General features: G+C 35.4%; 14 protein-coding genes. 9 read left to right on the top strand and 5 right to left on the bottom strand.

Going from position 1 to position 19,943, the window contains the following annotated elements:
• Positions 1-70: 70 nt before the first annotated feature.
• On the top strand, positions 71-1,063 hold the full coding sequence (locus tag ACKPCA_RS12130; RefSeq protein ID WP_321279331.1) for a PorP/SprF family type IX secretion system membrane protein: 993 nt from the start codon (positions 71-73) through the stop codon (positions 1,061-1,063).
• A gap of 63 nt (positions 1,064-1,126) precedes the next feature.
• Here the strand turns inward: ACKPCA_RS12130 and ACKPCA_RS12125 are convergent, their stop codons facing one another.
• From ACKPCA_RS12125 to ACKPCA_RS12115, 3 genes are all read right to left on the bottom strand, one after another.
• Entirely contained in the window at positions 1,127-1,840 is a 714-nt protein-coding gene (locus ACKPCA_RS12125; RefSeq protein ID WP_321279330.1) for a hypothetical protein, read from the bottom strand.
• A gap of 108 nt (positions 1,841-1,948) precedes the next feature.
• Positions 1,949-2,719: a peroxide stress protein YaaA gene (gene yaaA / locus ACKPCA_RS12120; RefSeq protein WP_321279329.1), complete on the bottom strand. Its 771-nt coding sequence runs from the start codon at positions 2,717-2,719 to the stop codon at positions 1,949-1,951.
• Between the two features lie 459 nt (positions 2,720-3,178).
• Positions 3,179-5,764, bottom strand: a complete 2,586-nt coding sequence (locus tag ACKPCA_RS12115) for a S9 family peptidase (protein ID WP_321279328.1) — start codon at positions 5,762-5,764, stop codon at positions 3,179-3,181.
• A 730-nt stretch (positions 5,765-6,494) separates the two neighbouring features.
• Between ACKPCA_RS12115 and ACKPCA_RS12110 the strand changes: the two genes are divergently transcribed.
• Together ACKPCA_RS12110 and ACKPCA_RS12105 are read left to right on the top strand one after the other, a co-directional pair.
• On the top strand, positions 6,495-7,937 hold the full coding sequence (locus ACKPCA_RS12110) for an MATE family efflux transporter (protein WP_321279327.1): 1,443 nt from the start codon (positions 6,495-6,497) through the stop codon (positions 7,935-7,937).
• Positions 7,938-8,282: 345 nt separating this feature from the next.
• On the top strand, positions 8,283-10,613 hold the full coding sequence (locus tag ACKPCA_RS12105) for a PAS domain-containing sensor histidine kinase (RefSeq protein ID WP_321279326.1): 2,331 nt from the start codon (positions 8,283-8,285) through the stop codon (positions 10,611-10,613).
• Positions 10,614-10,668: 55 nt separating this feature from the next.
• On the opposite strand, the gene rlmD is transcribed toward ACKPCA_RS12105, so the two are convergent.
• Positions 10,669-12,078 carry a 23S rRNA (uracil(1939)-C(5))-methyltransferase RlmD gene (rlmD, locus tag ACKPCA_RS12100; protein ID WP_321279325.1) on the bottom strand — a complete coding sequence of 470 codons (1,410 nt, stop codon included), beginning with the start codon at positions 12,076-12,078 and terminating at the stop codon, positions 10,669-10,671.
• 172 nt (positions 12,079-12,250) lie between these two features.
• On the opposite strand from rlmD, the gene ACKPCA_RS12095 reads away from it, so the two are divergent.
• The 3 genes from ACKPCA_RS12095 (at position 12,251) to ACKPCA_RS12085 (ending at position 16,347) form a co-directional block, all read left to right on the top strand.
• Entirely contained in the window at positions 12,251-13,369 is a 1,119-nt protein-coding gene (locus ACKPCA_RS12095; RefSeq protein WP_321279324.1) for a glycoside hydrolase family 10 protein, read from the top strand.
• A 174-nt stretch (positions 13,370-13,543) separates the two neighbouring features.
• Positions 13,544-14,293, top strand: coding sequence for an AAA family ATPase (locus tag ACKPCA_RS12090; protein WP_321279323.1), 750 nt, complete (start codon positions 13,544-13,546; stop codon positions 14,291-14,293).
• Positions 14,294-14,406: 113 nt separating this feature from the next.
• Complete coding sequence (locus ACKPCA_RS12085) at positions 14,407-16,347, top strand: ABC-F family ATP-binding cassette domain-containing protein (RefSeq protein ID WP_321279322.1); 1,941 nt, start codon at positions 14,407-14,409, stop codon at positions 16,345-16,347.
• Between the two features lie 64 nt (positions 16,348-16,411).
• On the opposite strand, the gene ACKPCA_RS12080 is transcribed toward ACKPCA_RS12085, so the two are convergent.
• Positions 16,412-16,789 carry a GxxExxY protein gene (locus tag ACKPCA_RS12080; RefSeq protein WP_321279321.1) on the bottom strand — a complete coding sequence of 126 codons (378 nt, stop codon included), beginning with the start codon at positions 16,787-16,789 and terminating at the stop codon, positions 16,412-16,414.
• A 141-nt stretch (positions 16,790-16,930) separates the two neighbouring features.
• Here ACKPCA_RS12080 and ACKPCA_RS12075 point away from each other — a divergent pair, with 141 nt between their 5' ends.
• The 3 genes from ACKPCA_RS12075 to ACKPCA_RS12065 all read left to right on the top strand — a co-directional run bounded on the left by ACKPCA_RS12075 (position 16,931) and on the right by ACKPCA_RS12065 (position 19,921).
• Entirely contained in the window at positions 16,931-18,175 is a 1,245-nt protein-coding gene (locus ACKPCA_RS12075; RefSeq protein WP_321279320.1) for a DUF418 domain-containing protein, read from the top strand.
• A gap of 4 nt (positions 18,176-18,179) precedes the next feature.
• Positions 18,180-18,920, top strand: coding sequence for a 23S rRNA (guanosine(2251)-2'-O)-methyltransferase RlmB (gene rlmB, locus ACKPCA_RS12070; protein WP_054715843.1), 741 nt, complete (start codon positions 18,180-18,182; stop codon positions 18,918-18,920).
• Positions 18,921-19,060: 140 nt separating this feature from the next.
• Entirely contained in the window at positions 19,061-19,921 is an 861-nt protein-coding gene (locus ACKPCA_RS12065) for a tetratricopeptide repeat protein (protein WP_054715846.1), read from the top strand.
• Positions 19,922-19,943 lie beyond the last annotated feature (22 nt).

The following is a 19,943-nucleotide window of genomic DNA, read 5'->3' as shown; positions in this document are numbered from 1 at the left end:
GGACTTCTAAACAACGGTCCGAATCACTTTTTAACTTGAATAACTCTTTAGAGTTATAAATTGAGAATAGATGAAAAAAGCTCTGATTGTTTTTTGCGTATTATTTGTTGGATCGTTGGTACAAAGCTTTGCTCAAGATATCCGATTTTCTCAGTTTTATGCAAATAAACTTTATCTGAATCCAGCCTTGGCAGGATCTACAAATAACTCAAATGTTAGCTTAAACTATCGTAACCAATGGCCTAATCTAGATCTCCCATACGTTACTTACAGTGTAGCATTCGATAACTTTTACGAGACTTTAAATGGGGGAGTAGGCGTTATGGTTATTCAGGATGATCAGGGAGATGGAGCATTAAAAACAACCACTTTTGCAGGGATGTACTCATTCTATTTGAGAATAACTGATGATTTTGTAATTCGTCCAGCGATTCAGGCAGCTTTTATGCAAAAAAAGGTAGATTGGCAGAACCTTGTATTTCCTGATCAGGTTTCTCCTATTTATGGGAACATATTTCCACACAATTCTTCAGGTGACCCTATAAACAGGAGAAAAGATGGATGGGATTTCTCATTGGGATCGATAGCTTACTACAGAGATTTTTATTTTGGTATTGCAGCTCATCACTTGGCTAAACCAGATTTAAGTTTTGATGACGAACAGGAAGACAAATTGCAAACCAAATATACAGTTCATGCTGGTGCCGAATTTGTGTTGGGAGGAAGAAGCAGAAGATATGCCGATAATTGGATTCTTGCCCCAGCATTGCTTTATCAGCAACAAGGAGATTTTTCTCAGATGAACTATGGATTGTATGCAAGTAAGAGTTCTATAGTTTTTGGATTGTGGTTTAATCAGAATTTTGAGCCAAATTACGACTCTTTTATTGCCATGGCAGGATTCGTTACCCAGCGCTTTAAAGTTGCTTACAGCTACGATTACGCCATTTCTAAGTTAATTCATACGAATACTGGAGCGCATGAAATATCATTCTCTTTTCCGCTTGTTACCACCAAGGATAGAAGAAAACGAATTAAAGCAGTTCGAGCACCAGTATTTTAAGAAAATATTGTATAAAAAAAGGAGGTTTTCAATTTTGAAAACCTCCTTTTTGTTTTGTATTCTCTATTTTATTCTTTCAATGTATTTGTCTCTAATTTTCTTCATTAAATCCAGATTCAAGTTCTCAGCATAAACTCTGATCATATCAACAGCTTTAAAGTGGTCATAAATAAAGCCCAAAGAAACATCGAAATGAATCATCTCCATGTTGTATTTCACTTTTTTGGTTAATTGCTCAAATTGCTTCCAGCTTAGCTTTTGAGGAATGGTAAAATATCCATGATTTGGTTCAATATGATCTTTAAAGTATCCATCCTCGATTATATCCAAAGCAAAAAACTTATCCAATTGAATCATTGCTTTAGAATTGTGAGGAATCGATCCATTTTTCTTAAAGATAATTCCTTCAGATTGATAACACTCCTGTAATTCTTTAACTTGATCGTAATTACTCAGTCTTCTGATACGAATTACATAGTACACACTGTTATAAATGGTAATGTTACCAATTGCAGCGTGGAACTTTGCCTCGAAATAGCTCATTATTTTTTGCGTAGCTCGAGTAAACTCTTCTAAATCATATCTTCTATCTAATACCAAATAAATATAATGAGGTTGAACATCTTTCTGAAAACCATCGTAATACTCATAATATCCAGGAAACGGATTTGTTGCTTCCAAAACAATGGTATTAGGCAATATTTTATCATCAATAACTTCCAGGGTTTCTTCTTTTAGAAGACTACCATACTTTACAACATAGTTTTCAGTGGTCATATGCAGAAGGATTATGGGGTTAATACTCGGATTGTCTTACACTTAAACATAGTAAAAATTGAGAGTAAAAACAAGACTTAAAACTCTTTTTAATAATGTAAATTTTCTCTAATGATCACGAGTAAAAACAGGAGCATTATCTTTTGATAAGTTTGGGTTATAGATATATCCATCTAAATCAAAAGCTTTTAAGTCTTCAGGATTGGATATTTCATTCTGAATAATGAATCGAGTCATTAATCCTCGTGCTTTTTTAGCGAAGAAGCTGATCATTTTGTATTGTCCATTCTTCAAATCTTTAAAAGCTGGGGTAATGATTTCGGCATTTATTTGTTTTGCCTTTATCGATTTATAATACTCATTCGATGCCAGGTTAATTAAATGCTTGTGGTCGTATTCTTTTAAATCTTTGTTAATGGATTTTGTGATTTTATCTCCCCAAAACTCATACAGGTCTTTCCCTTTTTTGTTTTCGAGTTTTTTACCCATCTCCAAGCGATAAGCCTGAATTAAATCCATTGGCTTTAAAACGCCATACAAACCTGAAAGAATACGCAATTGCGATTGTGCGTTTTCAAAATCAGCATCACTTAGGCTTTCTGCATCAATTCCGGTATAAACGTCGCCTTTAAAGGCCAGCAATGCTTGTTTGGCATTATCGGGTGTAAAAGGCAAGTTCCATTGGTGAAAACGTTCAAAATTCAACTGAGCCAGCTTGGGGCTGATTCCCATGAAATCTCCAATTTCATCAACTTTAAGTTTGCGAAGAATTTTAATTAATTGTTCAGCATCTTTCGTAAAACTTGCTTCTGAATGAATAGTTGTTTTTGCTTGAGATTCAAAGTCTAATGTTTTGGCAGGTGATATAACTATTAACATATTCTGTTCTTTTAATTTTTGATTCTTAAAAGTAAGTATTATTCACATAAGCATCAATAGAGTTTATCATTATTGATAATGACTTAGTTTCTGTCTATGAGAAAATGGATGTATTCTTATTTTTGGAAACCTACTCTCCTAATCAAAGGACCATCCCCAAGCTGGGGAAATGCAAACTGAAAAATAAAAGCTTTCCCCAAGTTGGGAAAGCTAGAATTGAAAAAAAATAGACCTTTCCCAAGCTGGGAAAACGTGATTGTAGAAAAAAGGGCCTTTCCCCAAACTGGGAAAGGGTATCGTTTTTAAAAATGGCCATTTCCCAGCTTGGGGAAGCTTGTTTTAAAAAAAAGAGACCCTCCCCAACTTGGGGAAGGCAATTCTGAAAAAAAATGACTTCCCCAAAACAGTTGAGTTAAAAAAAAGAGATTGACGTTTGCCAATCTCTTTTGATATTAAGGTTTATAAATTCTTATCAGGATACAATTCATCCCACCATTGTGGTTGATCTTTTAAGTATTTTGCAAAGTATGCAAAAATGGTATTGTTCCAAAGAATGCGTTTGTTGTAGTTCTGAATCAAGTGATCCTGACCTTTTACCTGTACAAATTCCACATCTTTTCCTAACAATTTTAAAGCCTGATACATTTGAATACTTTCCCCCAATGGAACATTAGTATCCTGGCTACCATGAAGCAATAACATTGGAGTTGTAATTTTATCGGCATTAAACAATGGGCTTTGGTCTACATAAATGTCTTTTCGGTTCCAAGGGAATGATTTTCCTGTTGCATTCATGCTGTATGAATAGCCCCAATATCCTTCGCCCCAGTAGCTGGTGATATCACTGATGCCAGCATGAGAAATGGCTGCTGCAAATATATCAGTTCTGGTTTGTAGCAACTGAGTTGTAAAACCACCATATGAAGCTCCGATACATCCAACTTTATCAGCATCGATGAATGAGTGGTCTTTAATAAACTTTTTGGTACCATTAATAATTTCATCAGCCGTAATAATTCCCCAATTGTTTTGGTGACGAGCCGAGAATTCCTGTCCAAAACCTGTAGCACCACTAGGCTGTAGTAGGTATACCACATAACCCATAGCAGCATACATATTTAGAGGATAACGACCTCCAAAGCTTCTTTCTACAGGAGAAGTTCCGCCGTAATAGTTTACAATCAGAGGATATTTTTTATTGGAATCGAAATTAGGAGGATAGTAAACACGACCAATAATCGTAGTTCCATCTTCTTTGGTAAAGTTCCAATCTTCGGTTTTGCCGAACATCACATTCTTCAGATGATTCTTTTCAGGATTTGCGATTTCATGATTTGCCTTAGAAGCTATATCATAAGTAAATGCTTTATATGGGCTTGAAATTCCACATGCCACATAGCTGATTGTTTTTCCATTTTTCGACAAGTCAAAACCACGAACTACATCCGAATAGGAATTCAATTCAGTGAATTCTTTCGAAGCAATATCATAGCTGAATAGTTTTACGTAGTCTTTGTCTTGTGCTTTAAAGTAAATCTTATTATCAGATTTATTCCAAATTGCTGCATCAATTGCAGGGTTGAAATTATAGGTAATAGGATCTACATTTTTCGAAGTCAAATCGTAAATGTAAAGTTGACCATCGTAATTGTTAGCTATTGGATGATTGCCAATGTTTTCACCAATTTTACCAAAACAAGAAGGCCCACCTTGTACCAACAATTGCTTGCCATCAGGAGAATATTGAGCCTGACCAGCTGTTAACTTGTCTTCCCAAATGCTTTCCACCTTAAAAGTTTCAATATTCATTTGGTAAAGATTCTGTTTAAAATATGGGTAACCACTGTAATCAGGACGTGAAGTTGTGAACAGGATGTTCTTTCCATCAGCACTGATATCAGCTAAATCGGTACTTAAAGTTCCGTAAGTTAGGCGTTGTTTTACACCACTTGCAACATCCAATTTGTAAAGGAACGATCTGTATCTGTACCATGGTAAGCGGTCTTCCATGCCTTGGAATTTCTTCATTTTCCAGTCTTCAGAATTGCTTTTTCCTACGCTGTAGATAATAAATTTTCCGTTTGGAGCCCAAGTGTAAGAAGAGAAATCTTCAATATTTTCAGCAATTTGCTTTTCGGAATTCTTTTCAAAATCGAAAACAAAAATAGATGCTTTGTCGTTGTATTTATGGGTATAAGAAATTTGATTTCCGGTTGGTAACCAGTTGATGTTTGAAAGTTGTGTTCCTCTGAAGGTGTAAAGAATTTTACCTGTTTCAATTTCTTGGATTTCTTTCCAGTTCTCACTTTTGTCTGATGGGGGTAAGGTGCGGCTGTAAGAAATTAGGGCATACTTGCCATCAAAGGATACAGATGTGCTTTGTACTTTTGTGCCATCCAAAACTTTGTTGATATCCATAAATTGCTTTGGAGAAAGGCTCAATTCAAAATGATCAGCTTTTCCCTCATTTTTTGATTTTAAAGCAAGTTGAAACTGATTGTTCTTAGAACCACTTAGCATTTTCACAACAATTTTGTGGTGTCCTGGCTCCAGTTTTAAACTTTTGCTCGACTCCTTGGCTTTATCGGCTTCATGCTTGTATTGCGACAATTGCTTTTCGCCATCCACATAAACCTCTATCATAGGGAAGCTTTTCAAAGATAGCTCAACTTCACTCCACTGATCAGTGTTTAGGTATGAAACCAGATAGTACAATTTGTTTTCCTTATTTGGCAAAGAAAGAAAACCTTTAGAATTGGAGCTTTTCTTTTTCCAGGTCAATTGCTCATTGTTCCAGTTCATTTTGTCTGATTCTTTAGGAGCAATTTTACAAAGGTCCATTTGGTTTTCCTGTAAAAGATTTTTTAGTTCGAAAGTACTTCCGCTAAAATCTTCGGTAGTGTTGAATGCAGGAAGCTGTAGTTCTATAGCATCCGAAATTAACCAATTTTCAATTGTTTTTTGTTTGTTATCCTCGGCAGAGGAAGCAAAACAAAGATTTGTACTTAGTATTACAGCCAAGGCTGATACAATGATCTTGTTCATTTTTATTACGATTTATTTGGTTTGTTGCAAGACCTCAATACTACATAAAATTTAGAGCATAAAAAAGAATATTTGTTAGCTTAGGTCATGTTTCTGACTGAAATTAACAGTATTGGAGAAATATTTGTTGCGATTTGGATAAATTGATTTATATTTGTGGTACTCACGCAAAAACGGAGGAAAGCTATGAATATATTTGTCACAAATTCACCTTGCAATTATCTGAGCTAAACAGCTTAGGCTTTCCTTATTCTATAGATATTATTAATTAAGAAGTAACGGAGGCGTAAGCCGCCCGATACAATTTTTGTACACCTAAAAATTTAATGGAGGAAAAATTATGAGCACAACTATGAGTAAACCTGAGCTCTATTGAAAATATGACCACAGTTTGAATTGATTTTGAGTAGAAATTTTTTCAAATTCTTAAAGGAATATCGGGATATTTCAAGAGGATTTGAGGGAATTTATGCCAAAAGCAAGCAAATTCTTTTAAAAGTCATCTTCATCCAATCTTTACTTTAAAAATTTTTCAAAATATCCCGATATTCTTTTATAATTTTTAAATCAAATCTTGAACAAATCTGACTTTCTGTGTCTTATATTTTTAATTGAACTCAGGTTTTAATTGTGCCCCATTTGTGGAGCTCGTGAAATTTGAAACAGGAAAATGTTTCGAGGAAAAAGTAAAAATAATGAGTTTAATTCATCATCATAAGCGAAAACGAAAATGCAACATTATAGCAATTTAAAAGAGAAATATATACGAGTAAAAGCAATTGACCGAGGGAGGCAATTGTGGAAAATAATTAAGGATGCCTTATCGGGCGAAGAAAGAGATTATACCAATGGGAAAATTGGGAAAGCCCTATTTATGTTGGCTATACCTATGGTATTGGAAATGGTCTTTGAATCAGTTTTTGCTATAGCCGATATCTTTTTTGTATCCCAACTCGGCGATGATGCAGTCGCAACTGTAGGGATTACTGAATCGATAACCACCATTGTATATGCCATAGGTTTTGGTTTATCAATGGCAACAACAGCTTTGGTAGCTCGAAGAGTTGGTGAAAAGAAGTTCGAGAAAGCTGCAACAGTCTCAGCACAGGCCATTGTAACCGGAGCGATAGCATCAGTTTTTATCGCGATAGTAGGAATTTTCTTTTCGAAAGACTTGCTGCGATTAATGGGAGCAAATTCTACCATTGTGAATGAGATGTCTGGTTATGCAAGCATTATTCTGAGCAGTAATATAATTATCATGTTGCTATTTATTAACAATGCGATATTCCGATCAGCGGGAGATGCTGCACTTTCCATGCGTGTTTTGATTATTGCCAACTGTTTAAATATTATTCTTGATCCATTATTGATTTTTGGTTTAGGACCAATTCCTGCTATGGGCGTTGAAGGAGCCGCAATTGCAACTAGCATTGGTAGAGGATTGGCTGTGATATACCAGTTTGTTCTCCTGTTTAAAGGAAGAGGAAAGATACACATCAAAATAGAGCATTTTAGCTTGCGATGGAAAACCATCAAGAAATTAATAAACTTGTCGCTTGGAGGAATAGGACAGAACATTATTGCAACCTCAAGCTGGATTGGTTTAATGAGGATTATGGCAGAGTTTGGTAGTGCTGCCATTGCGGGTTATACCATTGCAATCCGTATTTTGATATTTATACTTTTGCCATCCTGGGGATTGAGCAATGCGGCAGCTACTTTGGTAGGACAAAATCTAGGTGCTAATCAACCGGAACGTGCCGAAAAATCGGTATGGGCTGCAGGAAGAATTAATGTTGCGTTTCTTGGTTTAATAGGAATTGTATTTTTCTTGTTCCCAGCTTATTTTATTGAATTATTTACCGATGATCAGGGAATTGTTGTGAATGGAATTCAAGCGCTAAAAATTATTAGCTGCGGATTTATTTTTTACGGAATGGGGATGGTTTTGCTGAACTCTATTAATGGAGCTGGCGACACACAAACGCCAACGCTATTGAACCTGGTTAGTTTCTGGATTGTAGAGATTCCTGTTGCTTATTTGCTGGCAATTCACTTTACCTGGAACCAAAATGGTGTCTTTTATGCCATCATTATTGCAGAAGCTATTTTAACATTAATTGCCTTGTATTGGTTTAAAACCGGAAGGTGGAAGTTGAAGAGGGTTTAGACTTAGAGGTGCAGAATGCAATCTCGATATAATCAGCAAAATATAAAATTGTAGGTTGAACTTTTATAATGAAGGGATCTGAATGTATTTTGGGGTGGAGATATGTATTTATTAAAGGTACAATGGCATATACGACGTAAATTGCAGATAGATTTTATTTGCAATTTATGTTTGTATAGCATGTGTATTTATTTAACTTTAGGTGTCAATTATTATTGTTGATGATGAGAATTTTATTCTGTTATTGATTGTTAGGACGGCAATTAGAGTCTGTGTTGACTTGAGTGTTCGTTGTAATTATTCTTATTTGACAGTTTGTTCTATTCCTAAAATGAATGATACATTATGTATGAAGTTGTAAATTATAAGATTTCAAGTAGCATTTTGAACAAATGGCAAGATGTGTTGAATCTCATTTCAAATACGTTCAATATTTCAAAGGTTATTATTGTTCAAGTTAAAAAATCAAATATCGAGCTATTATTAGAAAGCAATTTATACAACAAGGCATTAAGGTTAGAAATTCAAAGATGGTTGGATATTTTGAATCATGACAAATTTTTAGATTTCAAAAAAGAAATTTGTTTTGATGATTTTGTACGGGAAAATTATAACAACATAAACTATCTGGGGTATCCTATTAAATTTTCGAATGGAGATCTGTTTGGAGTTTTATATGTTGTAGATGAGGAGAAAATAAAATTGGATTCCTATATGAAAAACTTGTTTAGAGGATTCCGAAAGCTCATTGAATCTGATTTAAAAACATTGTATGAGGAAGGAAAGAATAAGTTCTTTTTAGACGAATATAAGATAGAAAACAAGAAACTTGTAGAGCAATTGCTAAAAAGTGAAATGAAGTACAAAACACTTTTTTCAGCGGCAAATTCAGCTATAGCAATTTTTGAACCAATTAGGAATGAATCAGGAGAATTGGTGGATTTACTCTACAAGGATATGAATAAGGCAAATGAAGAAATTATAGAAATCTCTAAAGACTATGCTATTGGAAGGACTATGTTGGAATTGTTTCCAAATACTGAACCTGAATGGATTGCTTACTTTAAATCGGTGATCAATGATTTCAAAAGCACTAGTTTTTATTCTTATCATTCAGATATAGGAAAATACATTTACGTAGATTCTTTCCCTATAAATGATAAGGAGTTTGTGATTTCGGCGGTTGACTTAACTGATAAGGTAAAATTAAAGGAGAAGTTAAGTGAGGTGGAGAATAGGTACAAGAATATTTTTTACGGTAGTTCATCTGTAATGATGCTTGTATCGCCAGAAAATGGGCTGATAAAAGATGTGAATGAAAGTGCTTGTGAGTTCTATGGCTATTCAAAAAGAGAATTGTTAAATCTTAAAATTTGGGATTTAAATATTGCAGGAGAAGTTTCTGTTTGGGATAATATTGAGAAAGCTAAAACGAACTCAAAAACAATTTTTAAAGCTCAACATCGCATTGCATCGGGAGAAATTAAAGATGTTGAAGTTTCATCAGGTGCTGTAATGGTTGATGGAAAAGAACTTTTGCATTCTGTAATACGAGATGTGACTGAGAGAAATAAGAACTTGCTTAAAATAACTAAACTATCAAATGCGGTTGAGCAAAGTCCGGCAGCAATAGTAATTACAAACACCAATGGGGAGATAGAATATGTAAATCCGATATTCTGCAAGGTAACTGGGTACGATTTGGAAGAGCTAATAGGAGAAAATCCAAGGATTTTAAAATCAGGCAAACATTCGGCTATTGTTTACAAAGATTTGTGGCAGAAAATATCATCAGGAGAAAAGTGGAAAGGAGAATTTTATAACAAACGTAAAGACTCTAGTTATTTTTGGGAATCGGCTTCCATTTCACCCGTGTTTGATGATGAGAATTGTATTGTAGGATATCTAAAAGTTGGATTAGATATTACTGAAAAAAAGCATATTGAAGCTAAATTAACACAAGCACTGATTAAGGCAGAAGAAAATGACAGGCTTAAAACGGCTTTCCTGGCTAATCTTAGTCATGAAGTTAGGACTCCACTAAATGGTTTGCTTGGATTTGCCGATTTTATTGGTAATGTTGACTTAACAAATGAAGAGCGAAAAGAATATGCTACCATAATAAAAGATTGTGGAAATCAGCTAATGAGTATTATGGATGATATATTGGATGCTTCATTGTTGGAGGCAAAGAAATTACAAATCAATGTAGATCGTATTTATCTTGATCCACTTTTATATGGGCTAAAAAATCTTCATTCTATTGAGGCTGAAAAAAAGAAGTTAAGTGTAAAGTTGGATTACATGTTTAATCTAAATTTTGAAATACATACTGATAAAGTTAAATTGTTGCAGGTATTAAATAATTTGATTCGGAATGCTATTAAATTTACCATAGAGGGTGAGATTATTATTGGTTGTGAAAGTTTAAAAGATAGTTTTCTATTTTATGTGCAGGATACAGGAATAGGAATATCTCCTGAGCATCAGAAGATAATTTTTAGCCGTTTCAGACAGATTGAAAATCACCTTACCAGACAACATGGAGGAATTGGGTTGGGACTATCTATTTCGAAAGAAATTGTAGAGTTATTGGGAGGTGAATTGTGGGTAGAATCGGATGTTGGGCGAGGTTCAAAATTTAGTTTTACAATCCCGAAAAGTATTAGTAAATAAAAAAAGCTCGCAAATATATTCTTTGCGAGCTTTTTATATTTTAAGCATGAAAAACTTAACGTTTCTCCAACTGCACAATGTTCTCCACATGATGAGTGTGTGGGAACATGTCGACAGCTTGTACTTTGGTTACTTTGTAGGCTTCGTCCATTAGTGCTAAATCGCGAGCTTGAGTCGCCGAGTTACAGCTTACATAAACAATGCGTTTTGGAGCTGCGTGTAGAATGGTTTCCACAACATCAATATGCATTCCGGCACGTGGTGGATCAACAATCATGGTATCAGGCTGACCATGAAGTTCGATAAATTCTTTGGTCAGTACCTTCTTCATGTCGCCAGCAAAGAATTTTGTATTGTTGATTCCGTTGATTTCAGAGTTTACCTTAGCATCTTCAATGGCTTCAGGCACATATTCGATACCAATTACCTGCTTGGCTTGTTTTGCTACGAAATTTGCAATGGTTCCAGTTCCTGTGTACAAATCGTAAACCACTTCGTCGCCTGTTAGTTCAGCAAATTCGCGAGTTTTGCAGTACAATTCGTAAGCTTGATCGGAATTGGTTTGGTAGAAGGACTTTGGACCAATTTTAAACTTCAAATCTTCCATTTGCTCGAAGATATGATCGCGTCCTTTAAACAATACTACCTCCTGATCGGTAATGGTATCATTTGCTTTTTCGTTGATCACATACATTAAAGATGTGATTTCAGGGAAGTTTTCAACCAAATGATTCAGTAATGCTTCTCTCTTTTCCACATCTTCGTGGTAGAAAGTAACAATTACCATATTCTCGCCTGTAGATGCAGTTCGAATGATTAAGGTTCTTAAGAATCCTTCGTGATTGCGGATATCAAAGAAGCTTAAATCATTGGCAAAAGCAAATTCCTTAATGGCCATTCTGATGGCATTCGATGGTTCTGGTTGCAGGTGACACTTGTTGATGTCAACAACCTTATCGAACAATCGAGGCACGTGAAAACCAACAGCCGGAGTACGGTTTAAATCTTCACCGCTGGCAATTTCCTCATTGGTTAAATATCTTTTACTAGAGAAAGTATATTCCAATTTGTTACGGTAGAATTCGGTTTTGGCTGATGCCAAAATGTGATTTACCTCAGGCAATTCAACTTTACCAATTCTTTCCAAATTGTCGATTACTTCTTGTTGCTTGAACTTTAATTGTTCTTTGTAAGGTAAATTTTGCCACTTGCATCCACCACACACACCAAAATGCTCGCAAAAAGCATCTTGTTTTAATGAAGAATGCTCGTGAAAGAAAACAGGATTACCTTCCATATAACTTTTGCGTTTTTTGGTAACCTGTACATCCACTACATCGCCTGGAATTACGTTTGTTACAAACAATACTTTTTCATCCACTTTTGCGATGGCCTTTCCTTCGGCGGCTAACTTCTCAATTTTAATGTTTTGCAGAAGGGGTTTTCTGTTTCTTTTTCTTCCCACTTGTCTTAGAATTTTAATTTGGGCACAAAGATATAAAAAGTCGAATAGTCGAAAGGTTGAATAGTCAAAAAGTCGTATTACATTTCCTGATACCCTATCCAAATGCTTCTTACTTTAATTTGTTATCTTTAGCCAGTATTCCAAAGCCAAAAATCTTTTTTATAATTTAACTATGAACAAGCTACTTGCTGTTATCAGTTTGTTGTTGTTGGTGTCGTGCGGTACACAACAGTCAACTAAAGTTCCATGTTTTGCATGGCTTGGAGGTCCGGGCGAAGCAACCGACGCACAACTTTTAGAAAAATTTACTGATTTAAAAGAAAAAGGAATTGATGGTTTGATGTACAATGGAGGTCATGATCCAGCCGTATATCAACGAGTGGGAAAGATTGCCAAGGAGGTTGGCCTTGAATTTCACACCTGGATACCAACAATGGTTCAAGGCAGAGATAAAAATATTCCAAAAGAATTGTATGCCGTAAATGGAAATGGAGAGTCGGCCTACGACAAACCAGCCTATGTAGATCATTATACTTTTTTGTGTCCTAACAAGGAGGAGGTATACAAATATCTTTCAAACCTATATGTAACTATTGCTCGATTGCCAGAGGTTGATGGAGTACATTTGGACTATATTCGTTTTCCGGATGTGATTCTTGCAAAAGGATTGTGGGATAAGTACGGATTGGTAATGGATAAGGAATATCCAGATTTTGATTATTGCTATTGTGATAAGTGTAAATCGGATTTTAAGGAAAAAACAGGGCTTGAAATTACTGATCAGGCTAAGGCAAGAGATTTGCAAGAATGGAAAAAGTTTCGTGAGGATCTGATCACAAAAATCGTAAATCGTTTGGTTGAAGATGTGCATGCTCAAGGTAAAGACATTACGGCAGCAGTATTTCCAGGACCACATTCACATGCGGTTAAAATGGTTCGTCAGGAATGGAATCAGTGGAATTTGGATGCATTTTTGCCAATGAACTACAACGATTTTTACCTGGAAGGAACCGAATGGATAGGGAAAATGTGTAAGGAATCTGTAGAGAGTGTGAATGGTGAAAGACCCGTTTACAGTGGTTTGTTTATTTGTCCTAATCCAGATAGAAAATCAAAAGAAGCAGATCCTGAAAATCATGGTTTGTTGCCAGAGGAAATTGGCGAAGCCATTCGTCAATCGATGGTAAATGGTGCTACAGGAATTTGCTTGTTCACTCCAGAAAGGATGACGAGTGAGCATTGGATAGAATTTGAAAAAGCGATTTATAAAGACTATTCGCAGAAGAAATAAAAGAAAGAGGAGAACATTTTAGGTTCTCCTCTTTCTTTTATGTGATATTTTTAATCGAAATCAGATTGATACCTAAAACTCTCAAAATGCTCTTGCTTATGATTAAGAATAAAATACTAAGTTTGCAGCACTAAACTAAACAACAACAAAACACAGCAAATACAAAATTTAAGCATGAATCATCTGTTTATACCCAACCAAGGGAAAGTTGATATGAATGACGTTGTTTTTGATGAACAACTTTTTTCACAGATTTCTCAGTTTTTAAGAGAATACGAACATGTTGAAATTCTGACAAAGTATGGATTGCCAGTAGTCAATAAGATCTTGCTATATGGGAAATCGGGTTGTGGTAAAACCATGACAGCAAAGGCAATTGCCAATAAATTGAATAAAAAAATCAAAACAATAAACCTGGGGAATATTATTTCTTCGAAACTAGGAGAGACCTCAAGAAATATTGCTTCAGCTTTTAAAATGATTGAAACACAAGAGGCAGTTTTGTTTTTCGATGAGTTTGATTCTTTGGGAAAAGAACGAAACTATGACAATACCGATAGTAGTGAGATGAAACGTGTTGTGAATGGTATGATTCAAATGATGGATCACTTGCCAAAGAATTCAGTAATGATTGCAGCAACCAATCAAATTGATATGATTGATGAGGCTTTGATTCGAAGATTCGAACTGAAAATGGAGTTTCAGAATCCTAAAAAGCAAGATCTTGATCGATTGTATGACAAACTATTGGCTCGTTTCCCTAAAGAATATGCAAGAGTAAATCGTGTTTATGATATTTCTTTTGCTGAAGCTGAAAATATTGTAATGACTGAGGTGAAGGAGAATATCATTCAGTCAGAAATGTTGAAAAAGGCAGTTATTAGTGAACAGGAAACAGTTAATAGTGCGCAGTTATCGAATTAGAATTTCTGAAGAGCAATTTATATTTTGTGTTGGATGATTTAATTATTCATTACTAATTATTAATTGCTCATTCTTCATTATTTTTGTCGCCACATCTTAAAAACGGAATTAATATGATCTCAATAAATAATCTTACAGTTGAATTTGGTGGTTTTACTCTTTTCAAAGAGGTAAGTTTTCTTGTGAATTCGAGAGACAGAATTGGCCTTGTTGGAAAAAATGGAGCTGGGAAATCAACTTTGCTGAAGATTTTTGCGGGATTCCAGGGAGCCACAAAAGGAAATGTTTCTATTCCTTCCGAGATTAAGATTGGTTATCTGCCACAGCAAATGAACCATTTTGATGGCAGAACGGTAATGGAGGAAGCTCTTTCTGCTTTTGAAGAGGTATTGGGTCTTGAAAAAGAGATTGCAAAAATTAATAATGAAATCGCTGAGCGTACCGATTATGAATCGGAGGATTACATGAAGCTAATTAATCGTTTGAGCGATAAAAATGACCGTTACCACATGATGGGTGGCGAAAATGTTGATGCTGAAGCCGAGAAAACCTTAATGGGACTTGGTTTTTTGCGTAGCGATTTCACTCGTCAGACCAATGAATTTAGTGGTGGTTGGAGAATGCGTATCGAATTGGCTAAAATTCTATTGCGTCGTCCGGATGTTTTTCTTCTGGATGAGCCTACCAACCATTTGGATATTGAGTCAATTCAGTGGTTAGAGGATTTTTTGAAAGTATATCCTGGAGCTGTGGTATTGGTATCTCACGACCGTGCATTTTTGGATAATATCACCAACAGAACTGTTGAGATTTCGGTTGGAAAAATATACGATTACAAAGTTCCTTATTCTGAATATGTTGTTCTGCATGCCGAGCGCAGGGAACAGCAGATGAAAGCCTATACCAATCAGCAAAAGCTGATTAAGGATACTGAGGATTTTATCGAACGATTCAGGTATAAGGCTACAAAGGCGGTTCAGGTTCAGTCCAGAATCAAGCAGCTTGAAAAACTGGAAAGAATAGAGGTGGATGAGGAAGATATGTCGAAATTGAACTTGAAATTTCCTCCTGCACCGCGTTCTGGTGATTTGGTTTGCGAAGCCAAAAACTTGAGTAAAGCTTATGGCGACCATTTGGTTTTAAGCGAGCTGGAATTTGTAATTGAAAGGGGTGAGAAGCTTGCTTTTGTAGGGAAGAATGGAGAAGGAAAATCGACTCTGGTAAAAGTGTTGATGGGAGAGTTGGAGCATACGGGAATCTGCAAGGTTGGTCACAATGTAAAAATTGGATACTTTGCGCAGAATCAGGCTCAACTCTTGGATGAAAACAAAACGGTTTTAGATACGATTGATGATGTTGCCGTTGGCGATGTACGTACCAAAATTAGAGATATTCTTGGTGCTTTCATGTTCCGTGGCGAGGATGTAGACAAGAAGGTTAAGGTGCTTTCGGGAGGAGAAAGATCTCGATTGGCTATGATTCGCCTGCTTTTGGAGCCTGTGAATTTATTGGTGCTCGATGAGCCTACCAACCATTTGGATATGAAATCGAAGGATGTGTTGAAAGAGGCCTTGTCACAATTTGAAGGAACGGTTATTGTTGTTTCTCACGACCGTGAATTCCTGGATGGATTGGCATCGAAGGTTTATGAGTTCGGCAACAAAAAAATAAAAGAACACTTGGGTGGGATTTATGACTTCTTAAGAGCTAAACGCATGGAAAACCTTCAGGAGTTGGAAGTGAAAAAAGCGATGGTTCAAGAGAAAGTTGAAGAGGCTCCTTCGGAAAATAAATTGAATTACCTGGAAAGAAAAGAGTTAAGCAAGAAAATTACCAAAATGGAACGCAATGTTACCAAGGCTGAGGAAAATATAGCCAAGTTTGAAGCGCAAATTGCTGAAATGGAAGATCTACTTTCAAATCCAGAGAAAATGCAAGATCAATCTCTTTTTACCCAATATGAGGATGCCAAGAAAGATCTTGAAAATGAAATGATGGCCTGGGAAGAATTCCATGAGCAATTGGAGGAATTGATTGCTGAAAGAGGAGAGTGATTTCACGCAAAGGGCGCAAAGAATAATCGTAATTAAGAACGCAAAGTTTTTGCCGATTAACAATTTATAAGTTGTTTACGATTCGATGTATGCTGTTTTTTACATATTTTGAATTGAAATTTATTAAAAGACCAAGTTTTTTACCGGAGAGTCTTAAATAGGTTAAAAGCTGTGAATGGTGAACAGGTGCTAGTTGTTCAACAGATTTAATTTCAACAATGACTTTATCTTCAACGAGTAAATCCAAACGATAGCCTGTTTCTTGTTTTATTTCTTTATAGATGAAAGGCATTGATTTTTGACATTCAACTTTTAAATCGATTTGTTCCAGTTCGTATGTTAATGCACTTTCGTAGGCTGATTCTAACAATCCAGGACCAATCGCTTTATGAATTTCAATTGCCTTACCAATTATCTTATAAGATATTTCGTTTTCAGTCATACCAGATATTTTAAATATATTAAAGTTAACAGATTAATTGTACAAAGGATTCTTTCAAATATTAATTCTTTGCGTTCTTATTAAATAAATACTTTTGCGCCCTTTGCGTGAAACTCTTTCTTCTTATCTTAGAAAGAAAAAATGCAAAACCCACATGCTGCTCCAACTTCTCTAAAAGAAAGAATTCATTCTCTCGATATTCTGAGAGGTTTCGCACTTTTAGGAATTCTATTTATTAATATTCAGCTTTTTGCTTTGCCAAATGTATCATTTGCCAATCCGTTGGTACTGGGAGAAATGAGTGAGTTGGAAAGTTTTGCCTATTGGCTGGTGCATGTTTTTGCAGAGCTAAAATTCATGAGTATTTTTTCCATTTTGTTTGGTGCAGGTATTCTACTATTTGTTAATCGCTTGACAGACCAGGGAATTGATGGCTCGAAAATTCACATCAGAAGAATGATGTGGCTTCTGCTTTTTGGGATGATTCACGCTTATTTTATTTGGTTTGGCGATATTCTGGTAGCTTATTCAGTTATTGGCTTAATTGCCGTACTACTTCGTAAAATGAAAGATGAATGGAAGTTGGTTCTTTTCATGTTTCTGTATTTGGTACCAATGTTTTTCTTTTATGCTATTGGAAGTATGTTTGAAACCATGCCCGAAAAAATGTTGGAAGAATCAATGGCTGAATTTTCACCTTCGGCTGAAATATTATCTGCTGAAATTGATTTGTATCAGACTGGTTCCTGGTTAGATATCTTTGTTAAAAGAGCTCAATTAAATATGAATTATCAGGTAGGATCCTTCTTTATGCTATCCATATGGAGAACTACCGGGATGATGTTATTGGGAATGGTACTTTTAAATCAGGGAATCTTATCGGCAAAAAAATCGAAAATATTTTATGCTATAATGGCTGTTTTGGGCATAGGAGTAGGTGTACTAATTTCCAATTATGGAGTTCAGGAAATGTCTCAAAACAGATGGGAGGTAGTACATTATTTCAAATATGGGTATCAGTACAATTACTTTTCGAGCATTTTTACTACGCTAGGATACATTGGCTTAATCATTTTGGTGTATCAATTAAATCTGTTGAAATTTTTAACGAAAGCTTTCGAAGCAGTTGGTCGATTGGCTTTTACAAACTACCTTTGCCAATCCGTAATTTGTTCCATCATTTTTTATAGTTACGGATTTGGATTATTCGGTGAGTTCAACAGGTTTGAGTTGCTATTTTGGATGCTTGGTATCTGGATTTTTCAAATGACTTCATCTTATATATGGTTGAAGTATTACAGGATGGGACCGTTGGAATGGTTGTGGCGATACTTAACCTATAAGGAAAAACCGCAACTGGTATTAAATGTAAAATCAAGAAATTAGATAGATGGCTAAACAGAAACAGGAAATGTTGTTCGGGATTAGAGCAACAATGGAGGCGATTAAAAGTGGTAAAGAAATTGAAAAAGTATTAATTCGTAAAGGATTAACTGGTCGTCTGTACCAAGATCTATTCGATATAATTCGTGACGAATCAGTCGAGTATCAATTTGTTCCTGCTGAGAAAATCAACTCACTAAACCAGAAAAACAATCAAGGTGTTGTTGCTTTAATTGCACCTATTGCTTACCAGGAAGTTGAAGATGTTGTGCCACAGATTATGGCTGAAGGAAGAGTCCCTCTAATTTTAATTTTGGATCAGATTACTGATGTCAGAAATTTTGGAGCAATAGCTCGTTCTGCTGAGTGTGCAGGTGTTGATGCGATTATTATACCATTTAAGAATTCAGCTAAAATTACTCCTGATTCAATTAAAACTTCAGCCGGAGCATTGTATCAAATTCCGGTATGCCGTGTGCAGAATCTAAAAACTCTTGTGCGCAATCTGAAAAAGGAAGGAATTCGAATTGTGGCTTCAACAGAAAAGGCTGAAAACTATTATACTGATACAGATTTAACGTTGGCAACAGCAATTATTATGGGATCGGAGGATACCGGTATCGATGAGGCATTACTTCGCCTGGCTGATGAAAAAGTAAAAGTGCCAATCCTAGGGCAAATTGAATCTCTAAATGTATCGGTAGCTGCATCGTTAATGGTTTACGAAGCAGTTCGACAAAGAAAATAATCTTTTAAGACTAAGAATATGGTAACGCAGAAATAAACTTTCTGCGTTTTTTTGTGTCTAAATGTGAAATAAATGAATTTTTATTCACCCTCGGTGGGCATTTAAACGTCACAATATTATATGACCATTAATGACAAATTATGAAGAGAATATTAACATCAGTACTTGTTTTATTTTCGTTGATATTGAATGCTCAAGATTTTGACAGCGAATTGAATAAAGCAAATAGTAAGTTTTTCGAAAAGAATTATCAAGAGGCTTTAACCGATTATCAGAAATTGGTAGATAGTGGTATTGGAGATGAAATGCAAAGATCATGGGCCTTTGGGTATATTGGTGTTTGTCAGCAAGAATTGGGAAATATTGAAGAGGCAAAAAAGAATTATCGCAAAGCCATGGAAATGGGAACTCCAGGACCAAGTTTTTACTCAAAGTGTTTAGCTATTTACAAATCCGAGAAAGATGTGAATGGGCAGGAATTTGTTCTCTTGGCGAAAAAGAAAAATATGCCTCATGAGTACAGAAAGGTTGTTAAAAGTTTGTCATATCTGTATATGAATTCGAAACAATTTGAGAAGCTATTGCCTGTATGCGATGAGTTGATTGAATGGTATCCAAGCAATCACAAGTATCATTATTTTAAAGCGGTTTCTTATCAGCAACTAAATGATATTGAAAGTGCCAAAACTGAATACCGCAAGGCCATAGAATTAAAACCTGATGACGCCAGTTCGAATATGAATTTGGGCATGATTCTGTTTTTAAAGGCAAATTCGGATTTCGAAGAGGCAATAAAATCGTATGAATCATTGGCAAAACCAACTAATGATGATTACCAGAAAAGCAAACAAAAACTGACAGTTTACAGAAAAAAAATGCGAGAGGCAGAACCAATGTTACTCATTGCATACAAGGCAAAACCGAACAAGAATGTGAAGAATGCTCTTTACAATTTGTACTATAAATGCAAGGATTATAAAACAGCAAAGGAGTATAAGTAGATAGGATTATAAACTCAATGAT

It is taken from the genome of Marinifilum fragile (assembly GCF_963677365.1).
Taxonomy (GTDB): domain Bacteria; phylum Bacteroidota; class Bacteroidia; order Bacteroidales; family Marinifilaceae; genus Marinifilum; species Marinifilum fragile.
This window is presented reverse-complemented; position numbering and strand designations above follow the sequence as displayed.

Coding starts and splice junctions, on each gene's coding strand:
- ACKPCA_RS12105 (WP_321279326.1), top strand. CDS start 8,283: ATGTATGAAGTTGTAAATTATAAGATTTCAAGTAGCATTTTGAACAAA.
- ACKPCA_RS12085 (WP_321279322.1), top strand. CDS start 14,407: ATGATCTCAATAAATAATCTTACAGTTGAATTTGGTGGTTTTACTCTT.
- ACKPCA_RS12090 (WP_321279323.1), top strand. CDS start 13,544: ATGAATCATCTGTTTATACCCAACCAAGGGAAAGTTGATATGAATGAC.
- yaaA (WP_321279329.1), bottom strand. CDS start 2,719: ATGTTAATAGTTATATCACCTGCCAAAACATTAGACTTTGAATCTCAA.
- ACKPCA_RS12110 (WP_321279327.1), top strand. CDS start 6,495: ATGCAACATTATAGCAATTTAAAAGAGAAATATATACGAGTAAAAGCA.
- ACKPCA_RS12130 (WP_321279331.1), top strand. CDS start 71: ATGAAAAAAGCTCTGATTGTTTTTTGCGTATTATTTGTTGGATCGTTG.
- ACKPCA_RS12115 (WP_321279328.1), bottom strand. CDS start 5,764: ATGAACAAGATCATTGTATCAGCCTTGGCTGTAATACTAAGTACAAAT.
- ACKPCA_RS12080 (WP_321279321.1), bottom strand. CDS start 16,789: ATGACTGAAAACGAAATATCTTATAAGATAATTGGTAAGGCAATTGAA.
- ACKPCA_RS12075 (WP_321279320.1), top strand. CDS start 16,931: ATGCAAAACCCACATGCTGCTCCAACTTCTCTAAAAGAAAGAATTCAT.
- ACKPCA_RS12125 (WP_321279330.1), bottom strand. CDS start 1,840: ATGACCACTGAAAACTATGTTGTAAAGTATGGTAGTCTTCTAAAAGAA.
- ACKPCA_RS12065 (WP_054715846.1), top strand. CDS start 19,061: ATGAAGAGAATATTAACATCAGTACTTGTTTTATTTTCGTTGATATTG.
- rlmB (WP_054715843.1), top strand. CDS start 18,180: ATGGCTAAACAGAAACAGGAAATGTTGTTCGGGATTAGAGCAACAATG.
- ACKPCA_RS12095 (WP_321279324.1), top strand. CDS start 12,251: ATGAACAAGCTACTTGCTGTTATCAGTTTGTTGTTGTTGGTGTCGTGC.